This is a genomic window from Brucella thiophenivorans (genome assembly GCF_002252445.1).
GTDB classification, from domain to species: domain Bacteria; phylum Pseudomonadota; class Alphaproteobacteria; order Rhizobiales; family Rhizobiaceae; genus Brucella; species Brucella thiophenivorans.
Genome location: NZ_NNRJ01000027.1, coordinates 29,490 through 43,437 on the forward strand (window position 1 = coordinate 29,490; position 13,948 = coordinate 43,437).

The following is a 13,948-nucleotide window of genomic DNA, read 5'->3' on the forward strand; positions in this document are numbered from 1 at the left end:
TTTAAAGTTAATGGAAGGTTAACGGCAAGGGCGGGGCACTATCAATGCATACTGATATTAGTGAATTCGATACAAATATTCATAGCATACACTCAGTTTTAAGAGAACGCATAGTCGAGCATGTCTTTGTTGGTGACGTACTTCGCAGACTCTGGCAACGCGGAATCACCGACGTAGAAGTTATGCGTTCAGAGTTTGACGCCGGTGGTTACGATTTGGTGATGGCACGCGGTAAAGTTGTTAGGCACATCCAGCTCAAAACAATGATTAAAGATGGCAAGGCCGCGAGAACAACGATCGGAGTTAAGCTGGCTGAGAAGCCAAGCGGTTGCGTTATATGGATAATTGTTGATGCGGGTCTGGTTTTGAATTCTTATCTTTGGTTCGGTGGTGAACCAGGTGAGCCGCTGCCAGATATTTCTAACCTAAAAGTGGCTAAGCATAGTAAGGGCGACGCAACGGGATCGAAAAATGATCGTCCTAACCACCGAACGTTGCCGCGCGGCAGGTTTAAGAAGCTGATAGATGATGATCCGAAAGTAAACCTTGATGGCCTGCTAGAGCTGCTTTTTGGACCACTCGAAGCAGGGCAGGTGTTTTCTAATGGATAAAAACGATATTGTGAGATCATCGCTAACGGAAGCTATTCAGAAGCTTGGATTGATAAAGCCTGATGCTTTGGAGCGCATAGTGCATCTACTAAGCGCAGACATGTCGGTCCATCCTCGGCAGACTTGTGCTGAATATCGCAAAACCGGAGTGCAGTTAACAAAAGAAGAAAAGAAATCGCTTGGAATTAACGGCAATGCGTTTTTTAGCCGCGAGGCATTTGATGACTTGACCGAATTAGGCAGAAAGAACCCGATTTCTGCTCATCAGCAAACAGTTTTGAGGGCTAATTTTACGATTGGGCGGTTCCAGTCAATTGAACAAATGAGGTCTTATCTCGAACAGGATTATGGGTTTCGAGGAGTCGTGAAACTGATAGGCTCGACACCTACTTGCCCGTTTTGTTCAGACGCTGATGGTAAGCTTATGAATATGGAAGAAGCTCCCGTATTTCCACCTCCCGAATGCGTATGTACAGCGCCATACTATTTATTCGTGCCTGAGATCGATTTTCTAAGTCAGTGGAATGAGCCTGAAAAAGTAGTGCCTCAATCGCTGCTTGGGCGGATTAGGTGCTGGTTTGTCAAAAAGTAATGATAGGGGATATTGAAGTAGTTAAGAAAAAAGCATCACTCTTATGAGTGATGCTAACAATTAACTAAGAAGGTAGGATTTGATCCTATCAGCTTCTGACGCGGCTTTAAAGATCTCGCGCGGATCTTCGCGTAGCGCTTTGATCCAAGATTGAACATAACCAGCATGATTTCTCGGCAGGAAGTCTGTGCCGAGCTTTTCAGCCAGCATCATCGCGGCGATTTCTGCGCGCAATTCTTCTTTTGCATATGTCTCACTGCCAAACTTGCCAGTCAGATCCCGATCCAAGCGGCTCTTGTGGCCTGTGCTGTGTGCCAGCTCATGAAAAGTGGTGGCATAGAATTCGCCATTGCCTTTGAACTGGCTGCGCAAGGGTAGGGTGATACTGTCCAAGACAGGATTATAAAAAGCTTTATTGCCTACAACGTGCCGAATTTCGACGCCTGATGCTGCAATCATTGCGTCTGCCGCGACGTTGACGACCGGCTTAATGCCAGTGTCCGGAACAGGTAGATCTGGTATGCCTTCAATCTGCTGCGCATTGAATACAACGGCGCGGAATCCGCGTGGCTGAGACAGCTTGACCGTGATTTTGATCGGCTTGCCGTCTTCACCAAGCACAGGCTTGCCGTGCTCGTCTTTCTTGATGCGCTCTTCAGTGAACTTCCAATATTCTACGAGTGCGCCGTTTGATCCTTTCTTAACTTTATATCCAGCTGCAACCGCTTGGTTGAAAGTAATCCAGCGTGGATCTGAGTATCCATGCATCGCTAGCCACAGTGAGTTCATTCCGCGATATTCTTTATCTGTCGCTGCATTATAGGGCAGGCGCAACTCGCCTGCTTTCCAGGGCTTCATCCAAATCGCTTCACCTGTCTCGATGAGCTCAATGATGCGTTCTGCAACAGTGGATGCATAATCTTTTTTTGGCGTAGTATGGATTGTCATTTTGCTCTTCCTCATTTTGGGGAAATTAGAAAATCCCCTTCTTGAAGAGCCTTGCGATGAACCATTTTAGACCGCAGACAAAAAAATAGCGGCTTTAAAGCCGCTGAAAACAGTTATCTATGTGATTGATTTTTAATTAAATCACTATAGAGTTTTTTATATTATTACGAACTAAATTGAATTAAATCAATCTAGATGTAAAAAACTCTCTTCAGTAGCATCTTTACGAAATAAGCTAAAATTAGATGCATTACTGTATTTTACGTCACTATTAATCTCTGTTAAAAAGTTAACCAATTTCACCATATCATTAACATTATTATCGCCCATAAAATTAACAAAAACATCTATGTGTCCGTTGGATGTTAAGAAAGCTACATTTGCTTCAGTCAAAATACCGTCTTTAAAACCGATTTGTTTCTTGATCGCTGAATATATATATGGGTTATCATCACTCTGAACAAATGTACTTTTATTAACTAATTTAGATTTAATCATTCTGTGTTCTATTTGCTCAAGTCCAATCATCTCTAACATCTGATCATCAATTTTTTCTAATATTCCTGATTCAATAAATTTCTGAGAAGCATAGCCATTATTGTAGTCTTTGGTGTATGCAAATAAATCTAGGTAATTTTCGTTGGAAACAACAACAATTTCAATTTCATTGTCATTGGGATCGCAGTCATGAGATTCTAAGGACAATAGATAAATGCAGGCGAATTTTGAATTCATGCTATAATAAAAGCTGTTAGGTACTTTCACTTTCCCCCAGCTGACATCAATTGTAAGGAAACTTCCTGTATCATTTCTCTTAAATCCGGACTCTATAATCCGTTTCTGGTCGGATGTGTTTAAACCCTCAAGAGCTCCTAATAGTTCATTCATGAATTGAGAGTTTGCCTGAGAAGTAAACATCAGCATCATGACAACAAATGTAGTTAGGATCTTCATATAACTCCCCCAAATTAAAGCCTTGCCCGTTTTTTAGATCAATTCCAATCTCAATATCTCTAATGAGGCTATCTAGCGTGAGTTGGATAACTTCTGCAATGATATTGCAGACCAACTGCTTTGTTAATTAATAAATCAGATCAGACGGAATCTATATCTATAAATTGTATAGTAAGATAAAAAAACGGACTACTGGCCGCTTTTTTTTAGAAACGCATGATTGCGTCAAATTCTAGATCTTTGCGCATTTTGGCGCTGCGTTGGCGTATCATGCCTGGTATCACAAAGAGGTCAATGACTTGCCATATGCACAGTGCTATGAGGGTCATGTCTGACGCATTGTCGGCTTCAATTATAACTAAAGCGATAGTTAAAGCTGCAAGAAAAAGCATGCCAAAAGCGCCTGTTGAAGGGCCGTTCACATAGAAACGGTGAGAACCTAATCCACCCAGTAAAATCAGAAGAACATATGCCAGCCATGTCTTTTTCTGTGAATCGTCGATGCGGCGTTCAATCATCAGGTTTTGCTTGTCAGTGAGCATACGTCTCTTCCTTTTTGGGAAATTTGTTGATTTCTCTTCAGAAGATCCGCTGCAAAAAAAACGGCCCGAAAGCCGTTTATATATTGCAAATAGGTACTCTATTATTGGTCAGCTATGATTTAAGATGTAAAATGGTAGCTTTCTCATATGGCTTGTTCCAGAGTGTTCCCTTTAGCGGTATTGCACGCGGCACAAGAGACTTTCCCATTCGAAACTGTAGTTCTTCCACCTTGTGTGTAAGGTATTGTGTGGTCGGCATGCCAGTCACCCCAACTCAATTTGTCTCCAGTACATTTTACTCGAATTTGACAGCGGCCTTCATCCCTGCGGAAGATAGCTAAACGCTGCTCATGCGTGAAAATGCGGATATCGTCTTTGGTCGGAATGTCAGGGCAGGCAAGAAAGAACTGCTTTTCTAGATATTCTAAACGTCCACGGATAGATTCCTCTCCATCGGTTGAGTAGCTAGTCAGTCTTTTGTATTCAATCAACTGACTGTCACGCTCCTCCTCAGGCAAAGAATCTTGTGTGCGGCGGTTGGTCTCAAACTGGATGAACCACTTCGCAAGCGCCTGTTCAGTGTCGTAGTGAACGTACTTTTCTATAAGGACAGATGAGAGGCAATAAAGCGTGATAACATTATAACGCTCTAATTCTGGTGTTTTCTCTGGAAAGGCTTTCAATAGATATTCAAGAACGCGGCGAATTTTCTTTGCGGTCGCACTTGAGCTGTCAAAATTCTTATTGCGGTCGTACATTCGATTGAGATCGCTATCACGAACACCGGTTGGTTGGCCCGTAATTTCTAAACAGGTGATCTGTGCGGCAATATGGTCAAAAGTGAATCGAGAATTGGTAAACTTGCAATTCTCAAGAAACGGGTGCCGGGCAATGTCCCTAACAAAGTCCCTCATGTTCCCAGTCATAGCATTGCGCTTTTCCTGCGCTTTTAGTGTAGTTCCGTTCTGTAAACGAAGAAACATATCTCGGACTTCATCGTCACCCTCGTTTTGGATTGCCTCTTCAACGATCACCACGTCCACTGGGTAAGAATCGAAAACACTGCTCACATCAAGGTCGAGATCATCATATTTTTGGCCTGCGATGGATATACCGTCGATCGGATCTGCATCGCGCATTAGAGAAAATTCACCCTTACGGAATTCCCAAATGGTGCGAAGACGTTGTTGACCGTCGATTACTTCGAATTTAATGCCATCCACGCGATTTACCGCCCGCCAGTACATCTTTGGTATGTCATATTCGCGTAAAATGGAGTCAATCAAAAGCTGCTTTTGCTTTGTCGTCCAGGCAGGTGGGCGCTGATAATCTGGGGTGGGGTCAATTTTCTTTTCCCAACTACAAATCGTCGATATAGGCAATGGTTTTTTGTTCATTTTCATAATGTTACCCCCGGATATAACCTTCATGGAAACATATTATTGAAATGTGAGCGTAGTAAAGTGAATTAAGTAACGAAACTGATTATTTTGAAGGAAGTGTATGCGCTACGCGCGCGTATTTTGGATGCCCGGGAAGTGTTTATTCAACCCTGTTTTAGTTAGAAGTATAAAAAGAAATAATGGACGGACTAGAGAATTCAGATTACTAAAAATATAGCTATAAAACCGGAACCATTATGAAATTTTTCCTTATCATATCATCATTGGTCTTTCTTGCTGTTTGTACAAACCCCTCTATGTCGGATGAGGCGCGTTTTGAAGCTGCGCGTCGCTCAGTGAAAGAAGGACTGGAGCGCAGTAAAGCCACCGACCCTGATATTGAAAAACTTATTGAGCATAATAAGCGGGGCTACGGCCCGGAACCAAAGCAGATGCTAAAGCAAGTAAAAGATAGGTATAAGAATGAGTGGAACGGCGTTTCCCCTATCGAAAAAAATTTGATGGGCCTTGGGATAGTGCATAGTTTTTACATAGATGATGCTGATCACAAAAGGGCAATTGAAACAGCGAAATTGATCGAAGATACTTATCGTTATGCTAATAGGCGCTTTGAAAAAATAAATGAAATTTCATCTGACCAAGTTTCTGAATTAGAGGCTGAATTTGTACGCAATTATGCGGGACTTCCAAACGCCCAAGCATTGAAGATTATGCAGTTAGATAACGGTAATATTCTTCTTAATTTCAAAAACAGAAATGGAATGTCAGAAGAACGCACATTGCGTACTCCACGATCGATTGTCGCGCAGAGTTTGGGGATTCCAGAAAGTTCTGTAGAGACGGAACTTGAAATGGCAATTGAGCCGTAGACTAATTTATCTCCCTCTGTATGGGGCAGGATTCTGAGGCTTAATAACTGTCAATGGGGCAACCGGTCTTTCAATAGTCTTTTTCGCGGCTTGTTCTTCAGCTGCGCGTTGGCGCTGAGCTGCCAGCCGCGCTTTGTGCTCAGCATCAATCTGCGCTTGTTTGATGCGCGCCTGCTCTTCTCGTTGGGCCTTGCTTTTTGCAAGATCTGCTTTGTACTGCTCAGGTGTTGGGGCTGTGTATGCTTTACGTGGGGCAGGGGCGGCGCGCTTTGTATCTTGTTCTTTGATCCATTTTAGGCGTGATACTTCAACTTCAACAGCGGCCATGTTGCGCGCGCTGTTCGGCTGGTTTTTTAACCAATCAAGATAAGTTGCTGGATTTTGGTTGTTCAAAAATTTCAGACGTGCGTCTCTATCCGCATTAACTGAATAGCGCGCTTCATTTTCACGTTGCCTCTTCGAGCGATATGCAGATCGTGCGCCAAAAAGGAATTTATCAACGCTTGTTCTAAAGGCTATCAGCTTCTTTTTAGACTTCAGGCTGTGTGTGGCATCTTTATAAATCTTATCGCGCATTTGCTTTTTTTGCAGCATAAATTTTTTGCGAAAGATCTCATATTCGGCCTTCGCGTCCAGTGCGAATATCCTGAGTTCTGTCTTTTCACGCCGATCAGATTGATGGTCTGGGATAGCATCGAGCTGCTTTTGCAGCTTTATGCGTTCCTTCTCAAAAGCAACGAGAATCTTGTTACCCTCATCTACAAGGCGTTGATTAGAATCTGCTCGGCGCTGCAATCGAAGATGACGTGCTTGCCGATCTTGCATAGACTTTTGAAACAGGCCGATTTTTGATCCAGCACTGACAATCTTGAATTGCAAGGTTGCTTTTTCTTTGGCGATTGTCTGCCTGTCAACATGCACGGCGATACGATCAACGTCTACAAGACGTTCAAACGTCTTTTGGTTTTCAGTTTTCTCAACAACTGAAATTACAGGCTCAATTTTTGCAACTGGCTCAATTGGTTTAATAGGCTCAACTTGCGCAACTGGCTTAACTTGCGGAACAACAGATCGCCGTGCTTTCGCGTCTTCTTCTCTACGCTGAGCAAGAGATTCACGCGCTGCTACATCCGCAACAAGCGGTTTAGCCTGTTCAACCCAGTCTTTTTGCGGTTGACCGAACTTTTCTATCAATGCTTTGGCCGGAACACCAATTTGTGTGCCGGATTTTCCTGCACCGTCAAAAATGTCAGCGTACGACACGCCAGGCAGGACATTGCCTTTCTTCGTTGTTTTCTCTGAAAATTTTACGATAACGCCAGCCGCGAAACATTTGTCTTTAAAGTCCTGCATCGTTTTAGCGTCTTTAAAAGCGTTCTGCACTGTTTCAGAATAGTCCTCTACAAAGGAGGCCTTATCTGCGTTACGCGCTGCAAGTTCAGCCGTCGTCAGACGCGCTTTCTCTTCCAAGTTTTTGCGCATGGCCGTGAACGTTGAAAACTGCCCCGCTTCTAGCATAGCCAGTTCATCTTTAGACGCGCCGCGTTGGATTGCCTGCTCTTTTATCTGAGATTGGTTGTAGACAGAATTTACAACATCCCAATTTCTTTCACGTGAAATGCGTGCTGCAAGGTTATCGTTCTTGCGTGAAAAATGAGAAAGGGATGCAATGTGGCCGTCTCTACTGACGCGGTTTACAAGTATGTGTACGTGCTTGTTTTTGGTGTCTCCGTGAACCACAGCAACGTACTGGTTAAGCTCATTTTCCGCGTGTGCTGCGCGTTGTTCGGGCGTCGTCTTCCCGCGTAGAGCTGGGGCGTTAACAAGACCTCGCTCGCGCAGAAAATTTTCAACGTCTTGCCTGATTTGATCCGGGGTAGGGTCTTCACCGTTCATTGATGCGTATGCGATTACAGAATGTAAAACAGGGTCTTTGCATCTTCCAATCCGAGCGTGAGCTTCCATTTCTTTGGCGGCAGTTTGTAGAGACAACAGAGCGCCTTCGTTATAAAAAGTCGCTTCGACACGCTCGCCAGATTTAAGATGCTGATCAGCCTTATCGTTCAGCATATAGTCAACGTTTTCGCCAAAAGCTTGCTTGAGCGAATTGTTGAGTTCAACGTTCTGAGATCGACCTTTGTCTTTAATTTCGAGCATGTACTCTAAGCTCGATTTAAAACGAGAAGTCGTCGAAGATCGGCTGTTCCGGCGTGGTAAATCTCGGATGATCATAGCTCTTTTACCTTCATGGCCAGAAGCTGAATTGTGCCGTAAAGCTCGTCGGCTAATTCTTGTTTTTTGATCCCTTTGTCTGCGTTTACGAAGCGCGCAATCTGGTTGAGGTTGCCACCAATACGCGATAGTTCGCGTATGATTGTGTCTCTTTCAACGAGGCTCGGCTGGGCTGAATTTGTATGCGTTATGCCGCCTTCTACACAGCGCCTAACGTAAGCGGATAGCGTCAGTTGGGCGAAATCGGCGCGGCTTTGCCAAGCGGCTTTTTCTTCGGGCGTAAGACGTATTTTCCATTCAGCAGATTTATGGTCTGCGGTCTTCTTTCCGCTGTTTCTCTTCTCAGAAATTTTTTGATGCGAAGTATCAATATTCATCAAACTTCCTTTCGAGTTGGGCTGAGCGAAGCGACCCCAATGATGAAAGCCAGGCGCGCCGCAGTGGACAGCAAATCGGAGATTTGTGGCCACAAGGCGCAGGTCTGGCCCCGTAGAAATACTGCGCGCAGCGCTAATCACTCTTCTGTAAAAAAATGTAGATTAAAAAAACCAATTTGTAAATGCCCTATGCTGTACTATGCTCATTGTAAAAAAACGAATTTCACCCGTATTATCGATTATTGTAAATCAATCGCGGCTGTGACTGTAATAAAAAAATAATTTCAGTATTCACTTGTCAGTAAAAACTGAGCAATTACAGTTATTTGTCATTTATGTAGAGCACTAGATCGCAAATTTTAGAGATAAAATATTTCAAATGTAATTGCCAAATAGCTCTGCTTGAATTATGCTTATGCAAGAAATCAAAAATGCGTTGTAAATCCGGGCAATAAAAATTTGCAAAAGGATTGTAGGGAGCCTGTAATGACGGCGGCAGAGATTATCGAAATTAACCTGCAAGAAATACGCAAGGCCATTGATAAAGGCATTTCCGTTGCAAGAGCTGTCGAGCCTTTTGCGACCCAAGCAATCAATGTAAACAATCTGCGATCGACATATGCGCAGAAGTATGGCTCAGCTGCAAAACGCGATAGTAGAGATAAAAAACGCGCCAGCGTTGCCGATTTTAAGTCAATTGCAAACGACCTTGTAAAGATCTTTGTAGATCGACAAATCGAAGTTCTAGATCCGTTTGAAGAGTTTGCAAAAAGTGCCGAAGGCAAAGATGCCCTCATCAAAATTTCGTCTGTTGTGAAGCTCGCAGAGCTGCGATCTATCCTCAATGAGCGCGGCCTGCCGGTGAAAGCTACAAGACTGAAAGAAGTGATTGTAGAACTTCAGAAGCCATCTTCTGCAAAGCCTAAAACCACACTTACAAAACCTTCTGTAGAACCAGTTGCAAAGGAAATTTCGACGCCTGCAAAGAGCGTTGTAGAGCCTGTTGCAAAAGCAGAAACGCGCGTTGCTGCAAAGCCAAGTGCAGAGAATAAGCCTCCATCCGTACCGCACATTGAGAGCGACCGCATCACAGAAGACGATGAAGATTTTGATAATTAACAAGAGGTAATGAGATGAAGAGCCCGTCAACACCGATCGAAAGCTATCTCTACAATAGTATTAAAGATGGCGTCAAAAATCTGATCCTCATTCACGGCGACAAGGGCGGCGTGGGCAAGTCAATTTTTGCGCTTATACTCATCCAGCTTTGCCTCGAAAAGGGTTTAAAAGTCGCGGTAATCGATTTCGATTACGTAAACGACGATGTTTACAAAGCGTCTGACAATGTTGTTGCGCGATACAAGTTCGAGGGTGTCAACGAAAATTCATGGGGCAAAGCCAGTGCGGTAACAAACTCCGTCGATGCGGACGTGTTTGTTGTCAATCTTCCCGCTCAAGCTGAACAGTTCATTGCTAAGCATGGTTCAACATGGATCGGAGTTATGCAAAAGTTTATGAATGTTTTTACCGTCTGGGTCTACGGAAAGACAAAAGACAGCTTTAACGCACTGGGTAGGTACACTGTCCTAAAAACGGGCGAACCGATCTTTGTTGCAAAGTCTCAGTTTCTGCCAGGCAGTGATGAAGGCTTCATGCAGCTGGAAGAGAAAATGGCTAGCGATAAGCCGTTCAAGTTGCGCGGCGGCAGCACTTTTGACTTCGTCGAGTTTCCCAAATCACTGACAGAAAAGATTACGTTCGGCAGCAAAAACTCTGAAGCAAAAACAGAACGCTGGAGCGTGGAGCGGTTCCTCAAAGAAAATGAGGGAACGTGGGAGGGCGGTTTTAACTACGCCAATGTTCAAAAAGCTCTGGAAGTAATGCGTGGCAATCTTGGCTTTGCTGAAAAAGATGAGGATTTCGACAATGAGTGATGATCTTCTAGAAAAGGGCAACCGCCAGATAATTCAGCGAATTTGTGAAGAGCTCGGCCTTTCTGAAAAGGAAGGCGAGCGCATGATGCAGGATCTAGTTCTCCTTGGTTTTAAAAGCTTTAGTCCAGAAGCTGCGCAATACTTTTTGAGACAGCTTCGGGTTGATCAGCCTCTCAAGACAATGATGTTGGACGTTCTGGACAGCCTTAAAACGCTGAATTTGAACGTTCACAATATTGATGTGAAAGACGACCTGCTTTCAAGAAAGCTGGGCGATCTGAATGCTGCCGTAAATCATCTGAATGAATCTAACAGCAACCACGATGCGATGGTTGCAGACATAAAAGAAAAACTCGAAGGTGTTGTTTCTCATATTTTTGATGATCTGCAAAAGCAGATGATGGCCGCTGCTTCTCAAAAGTTTCTCAACAAAGACGATGCCAGTGCGATTTTGCGCAAAGGTTTTATGGACCTGCGCTACGCACAGAAAGATCACTTCGACAAGATCGAGCAGCATCAGCGCGATATGTATAAAAGACAGGAGGCGATGAACGAAAAAGTAGTCGCAAATTCTGAAGGCTGGTTCTACGGCGCTATCATGTTTGCGGTTGGTTCACTCTTTGGCATCGCAATCTGTTTCATGATCTTTGTTCGATAGGGGAGAGGGGAATGGCAACCTCAATTCTAGTAAAGTACGCAAGAGCCAAGAACAGCATCGAGACGTCGATAATCGTCTGGCGTTACACGTATAAAGTAAGAGCCAAGGCAGTTGCTGCTGGCATTTTAGGTGGTCTATTTTCGACCTATCTCATCTTCTTTGTAGCCTTTCATTATTTAACAAGCGGCACTTATCTGAGAAGCTTTAACAGCTACACAGTTTCAACCGTTGTGGGGCAAATGAAGCCCGTGCTGAGCATTGTTGACAGCTACAAATTAGCCGCTGCGCACTGCAATGCGTCTAAAGAGAAGTATGGCTCACCAGACCACAACTGCACAAAAATCCAATCACTTGAGGAGAAATACACATGGCTGTCGAAATGGAAATCCTGGAAGAAGACAACACCGCAAATGAAGATGGATCAGCAGGAGCAGAGAGTTCCGAAAATAGATCTGTTGGACGCAGCGAGGGGCAATCAGGCGATGTAAATGGACAAGTTTCAGACGAACTGCGCACGCGGATTGAGGATGTCACTCTAAGCATTTACACGGCGCGTGCAGGCGAGATTATTGGCGATGGTGAATACACGCTCGACCACGCGTTTGCAGAAGCTGCTGACCTATTAACGCGATCAGCCAACGACCAATATCTCGTGGCGCGTTTCATTGAGGCCGCTGAAAAAGCTGAGCTGCCGTCTGTGTTTTAAACATTTACAGGAGAACGTGAATGCGTGCGCTGTGGTCATTTGCTACCAGACTTACAAAACTCGGACTGATGTTTTTTTGGCCTGTGCCAGTGTGGGCGTTCTTCGTTATCCCTTGGTTTAGCCGTCCAGATGGTTCAGCCCTCTCTCTTTGGAACATGCTGTTTGGCAATGCGCTCGGCGATACCATAATGACGTGGCCGTTGCTGTTTATGAGCTGGTATCTGGCTTGGACAAGTCGCATACATCTTGTTGCTTCGTTCATTATTTCCGGCGGCGTTATGTTGTACGCGTGGCCACAAGCCTCTCAAATCGTGACGTATTTTAGTCAAATGTTCAGCGTTTATGGCTTGTCGCTCGGCCTACGTGAGATACACTCTTATACTTATTTCCTTGGCTTTCTCACATGCCTGACTTTTGTGATGGCGATCGGAGCTTTCATTCTCGCGATTCCAGGAGCAACAGAAGGCGCTATTAAAATTAGCAATCGCGGCTTCAAAAAATTTAAAATATCGGAGAGCGGCTTGCACGGCAATTCGCGGCTGGCGACTGTTAAGGAGCTGCGCAACGTTACCAAAGTCGCTGAAACCAAGAAAGCGCAGTTGTTGATCGGATCCATCAAAGGTACAAAAGGAGAGAGAGTTTATTGGCCGCTTGAAGCGCACCCAATGGTTTTCGCACCTACCCGATCGGGGAAGGGCGTGGGCTTCATTATGAACAATATATTTGGGTACGGTGGACCAATTATCATTAATGATCCCAAAGCGGAATCCTTGATGGTGACTGGACGCTATCGATCTCAGAAACGGCAGATCGTTGCTTTCGACCCTTATAAAATTTGTGAGAAAAAGGGCAGTGACTACATTCCTGCTTATGCTTCGTGGAATCCGCTCGATTACATTGGAGAAGATGTAGAGGACGATATTGAAGCAATTATGGAAGCTTTAATCGTTCCGCCTGATGGCGCAAAAGGTGCGGATTTCTGGGAAAATTCGTCTGTTCTGTATATCGCTGGGCTTATCCAATATTGTCATTATATCCGTAAAGCTTTTCCTGATCGAGGAAATCTTCCTTACGTGCTTGATCTTTTAAACACGACAGATCCTGACGATCTGCGGGCGCTCTGGGAAGCGATGGTAAAGATTGGTGGCCGCGCGAAAGCAGCTGGTGCTCTTCTTATGAACACTGCGGAGCAAACCGGCGCAGGAATTATTACGACCGCGCGAGTGCACATGGGTTGGCTTACTTCAAAACCGCTAGCAAATGCGGTGAGGACGTCAACTTTTTCAATGGAAGATATCGCAGAAGATAAAATCGATATTTACATTTGCATTCCGCTTCACAATCTCAAGCTTGCCAAAGTCTTTATGCGGATCATGACGATTATGCCAATGAAGACAATATTGCGCGGAAAAGTCCCCAAAAGTCGCGTGCTCATGATTATAGACGAGGCTCCGCTAATGGGTCGTCTTGACGCCTTACCTGATGCATTCCGCCTCATGTCAGGTGCAAGGCTATCAGTCATGCCTATTGCACAAACAATGGCTGGGATGGAAAAAGTCTATGGCAAACATGATTTTGAAGACATGCGAGGCAATGCAGAGCTCGTCATCGCCTTTGGCTTAAAAGCTAACAATCAGGATGGCTCCGAATGGGTGTCAAAAGCGTCTGGATCGTACGGAGCAATACAGGAAACAAAGAATAGCTCTTCGGGCAACTCAGCAAAGGACATTGATGTGTTCTCGAACAAATCGAAAAATGAAGGCGTGAATTATCAAGAGGTGAAACGTGAGGTGCTAAGCATAGACGATATCGCTAATCTTCCAAGTGACGATATTATCGTTATTCCCCGCGCAAAAGATCACATTCTGCGCAGAACAGCTTTGCTCCAAAACGTAAAATACTATGAACAGCCCGATTTCAAATCTGTGATGGATCGGAATCCTTTGCACATAGATGATTAAGACAAAAGTGAAGCAGAAAGCCCCTACTTAGGGGCTTTCGTACCTTCACGAAGCCCATCACCAACATTCTTTTTTTGTTATAGGTTTATCAGCGGCCATAAAGGCGCTAATTTTTGTTTTTAGACACATAAGATTTGTAGACACATGCACTTATATGCTTT

14 protein-coding genes are annotated in these 13,948 nt (G+C 44.3%); 8 read left to right on the forward strand and 6 right to left on the reverse strand.

The genetic code is table 11. The annotated features are described in order from the left end of the window. The first annotated feature begins 44 nt into the window (after positions 1 to 44). Both CEV31_RS12495 and CEV31_RS12500 read left to right on the forward strand, forming a co-directional pair. Complete coding sequence (locus tag CEV31_RS12495) at positions 45 to 611, forward strand: hypothetical protein (protein WP_094507405.1); 567 nt, start codon at positions 45 to 47, stop codon at positions 609 to 611. Further along, on the forward strand, positions 604 to 1,203 hold the full coding sequence (locus CEV31_RS12500) for a hypothetical protein (protein WP_094507406.1): 600 nt from the start codon (positions 604 to 606) through the stop codon (positions 1,201 to 1,203). The genes CEV31_RS12495 and CEV31_RS12500 overlap by 8 nt, the downstream gene beginning before the upstream one ends. 60 nt (positions 1,204 to 1,263) lie before the next feature. Here CEV31_RS12500 and CEV31_RS12505 read toward each other — a convergent pair whose 3' ends face one another. The 4 genes from CEV31_RS12505 to CEV31_RS12520 all read right to left on the reverse strand — a co-directional run bounded on the left by CEV31_RS12505 (position 1,264) and on the right by CEV31_RS12520 (position 5,050). Further along, positions 1,264 to 2,151 (reverse strand): ArdC family protein, encoded by an 888-nt coding sequence (locus tag CEV31_RS12505; protein WP_169717344.1) that lies wholly within the window; start codon positions 2,149 to 2,151, stop codon positions 1,264 to 1,266. Positions 2,152 to 2,337: 186 nt separating this feature from the next. Next, positions 2,338 to 3,105 carry a hypothetical protein gene (locus CEV31_RS12510; protein WP_094507408.1) on the reverse strand — a complete coding sequence of 256 codons (768 nt, stop codon included), beginning with the start codon at positions 3,103 to 3,105 and terminating at the stop codon, positions 2,338 to 2,340. Positions 3,106 to 3,311: 206 nt separating this feature from the next. Then, positions 3,312 to 3,647 (reverse strand): NINE protein, encoded by a 336-nt coding sequence (locus tag CEV31_RS12515; protein ID WP_094507409.1) that lies wholly within the window; start codon positions 3,645 to 3,647, stop codon positions 3,312 to 3,314. A 143-nt stretch (positions 3,648 to 3,790) separates the two neighbouring features. Continuing rightward, the gene (locus tag CEV31_RS12520) at positions 3,791 to 5,050 is read right to left on the reverse strand and encodes an HNH endonuclease family protein (protein ID WP_169717345.1); all 1,260 of its coding nucleotides are present in this window, start codon (positions 5,048 to 5,050) and stop codon (positions 3,791 to 3,793) included. Between the two features lie 236 nt (positions 5,051 to 5,286). On the opposite strand from CEV31_RS12520, the gene CEV31_RS12525 reads away from it, so the two are divergent. Beyond that, the gene (locus tag CEV31_RS12525; protein ID WP_143850930.1) at positions 5,287 to 5,919 is read left to right on the forward strand and encodes a hypothetical protein; all 633 of its coding nucleotides are present in this window, start codon (positions 5,287 to 5,289) and stop codon (positions 5,917 to 5,919) included. 6 nt (positions 5,920 to 5,925) lie between these two features. On the opposite strand, the gene CEV31_RS12530 is transcribed toward CEV31_RS12525, so the two are convergent. Further along, entirely contained in the window at positions 5,926 to 8,076 is a 2,151-nt protein-coding gene (locus tag CEV31_RS12530) for a relaxase/mobilization nuclease domain-containing protein (RefSeq protein WP_169717346.1), read from the reverse strand. Positions 8,077 to 8,147: 71 nt separating this feature from the next. Then, positions 8,148 to 8,528: a plasmid mobilization protein gene (locus tag CEV31_RS12535; protein WP_143850931.1), complete on the reverse strand. Its 381-nt coding sequence runs from the start codon at positions 8,526 to 8,528 to the stop codon at positions 8,148 to 8,150. 486 nt (positions 8,529 to 9,014) lie between these two features. On the opposite strand from CEV31_RS12535, the gene CEV31_RS12540 reads away from it, so the two are divergent. The 5 genes from CEV31_RS12540 to CEV31_RS12560 all read left to right on the forward strand — a co-directional run bounded on the left by CEV31_RS12540 (position 9,015) and on the right by CEV31_RS12560 (position 13,787). Next, complete coding sequence (locus tag CEV31_RS12540; RefSeq protein WP_094507414.1) at positions 9,015 to 9,647, forward strand: hypothetical protein; 633 nt, start codon at positions 9,015 to 9,017, stop codon at positions 9,645 to 9,647. A 14-nt stretch (positions 9,648 to 9,661) separates the two neighbouring features. Continuing rightward, positions 9,662 to 10,462, forward strand: a complete 801-nt coding sequence (locus tag CEV31_RS12545) for a nucleotide-binding protein (protein ID WP_094507415.1) — start codon at positions 9,662 to 9,664, stop codon at positions 10,460 to 10,462. Continuing rightward, on the forward strand, positions 10,455 to 11,120 hold the full coding sequence (locus CEV31_RS12550) for a hypothetical protein (RefSeq protein ID WP_094507416.1): 666 nt from the start codon (positions 10,455 to 10,457) through the stop codon (positions 11,118 to 11,120). The genes CEV31_RS12545 and CEV31_RS12550 overlap by 8 nt, the downstream gene beginning before the upstream one ends. Before the next feature lie 367 nt (positions 11,121 to 11,487). Further along, complete coding sequence (locus CEV31_RS12555) at positions 11,488 to 11,826, forward strand: hypothetical protein (protein ID WP_094507417.1); 339 nt, start codon at positions 11,488 to 11,490, stop codon at positions 11,824 to 11,826. Between the two features lie 20 nt (positions 11,827 to 11,846). Beyond that, the gene (locus CEV31_RS12560) at positions 11,847 to 13,787 is read left to right on the forward strand and encodes a type IV secretory system conjugative DNA transfer family protein (RefSeq protein ID WP_094507418.1); all 1,941 of its coding nucleotides are present in this window, start codon (positions 11,847 to 11,849) and stop codon (positions 13,785 to 13,787) included. Positions 13,788 to 13,948: the final 161 nt, after the last annotated feature.

What these genes read in the sequence shown, in the direction of transcription:
- CEV31_RS12530 (WP_169717346.1), bottom strand. Translation starts at nt 8,076, where the DNA reads ATGCTCGAAATTAAAGACAAAGGTCGATCTCAGAACGTTGAACTCAAC.
- CEV31_RS12515 (WP_094507409.1), bottom strand. Translation starts at nt 3,647, where the DNA reads ATGCTCACTGACAAGCAAAACCTGATGATTGAACGCCGCATCGACGAT.
- CEV31_RS12560 (WP_094507418.1), top strand. Translation starts at nt 11,847, where the DNA reads ATGCGTGCGCTGTGGTCATTTGCTACCAGACTTACAAAACTCGGACTG.
- CEV31_RS12545 (WP_094507415.1), top strand. Translation starts at nt 9,662, where the DNA reads ATGAAGAGCCCGTCAACACCGATCGAAAGCTATCTCTACAATAGTATT.
- CEV31_RS12505 (WP_169717344.1), bottom strand. Translation starts at nt 2,151, where the DNA reads ATGACAATCCATACTACGCCAAAAAAAGATTATGCATCCACTGTTGCA.
- CEV31_RS12495 (WP_094507405.1), top strand. Translation starts at nt 45, where the DNA reads ATGCATACTGATATTAGTGAATTCGATACAAATATTCATAGCATACAC.
- CEV31_RS12550 (WP_094507416.1), top strand. Translation starts at nt 10,455, where the DNA reads ATGAGTGATGATCTTCTAGAAAAGGGCAACCGCCAGATAATTCAGCGA.
- CEV31_RS12535 (WP_143850931.1), bottom strand. Translation starts at nt 8,528, where the DNA reads ATGAATATTGATACTTCGCATCAAAAAATTTCTGAGAAGAGAAACAGC.
- CEV31_RS12500 (WP_094507406.1), top strand. Translation starts at nt 604, where the DNA reads ATGGATAAAAACGATATTGTGAGATCATCGCTAACGGAAGCTATTCAG.
- CEV31_RS12555 (WP_094507417.1), top strand. Translation starts at nt 11,488, where the DNA reads ATGGCTGTCGAAATGGAAATCCTGGAAGAAGACAACACCGCAAATGAA.
- CEV31_RS12510 (WP_094507408.1), bottom strand. Translation starts at nt 3,105, where the DNA reads ATGAAGATCCTAACTACATTTGTTGTCATGATGCTGATGTTTACTTCT.
- CEV31_RS12520 (WP_169717345.1), bottom strand. Translation starts at nt 5,050, where the DNA reads ATGAAAATGAACAAAAAACCATTGCCTATATCGACGATTTGTAGTTGG.
- CEV31_RS12525 (WP_143850930.1), top strand. Translation starts at nt 5,287, where the DNA reads ATGAAATTTTTCCTTATCATATCATCATTGGTCTTTCTTGCTGTTTGT.
- CEV31_RS12540 (WP_094507414.1), top strand. Translation starts at nt 9,015, where the DNA reads ATGACGGCGGCAGAGATTATCGAAATTAACCTGCAAGAAATACGCAAG.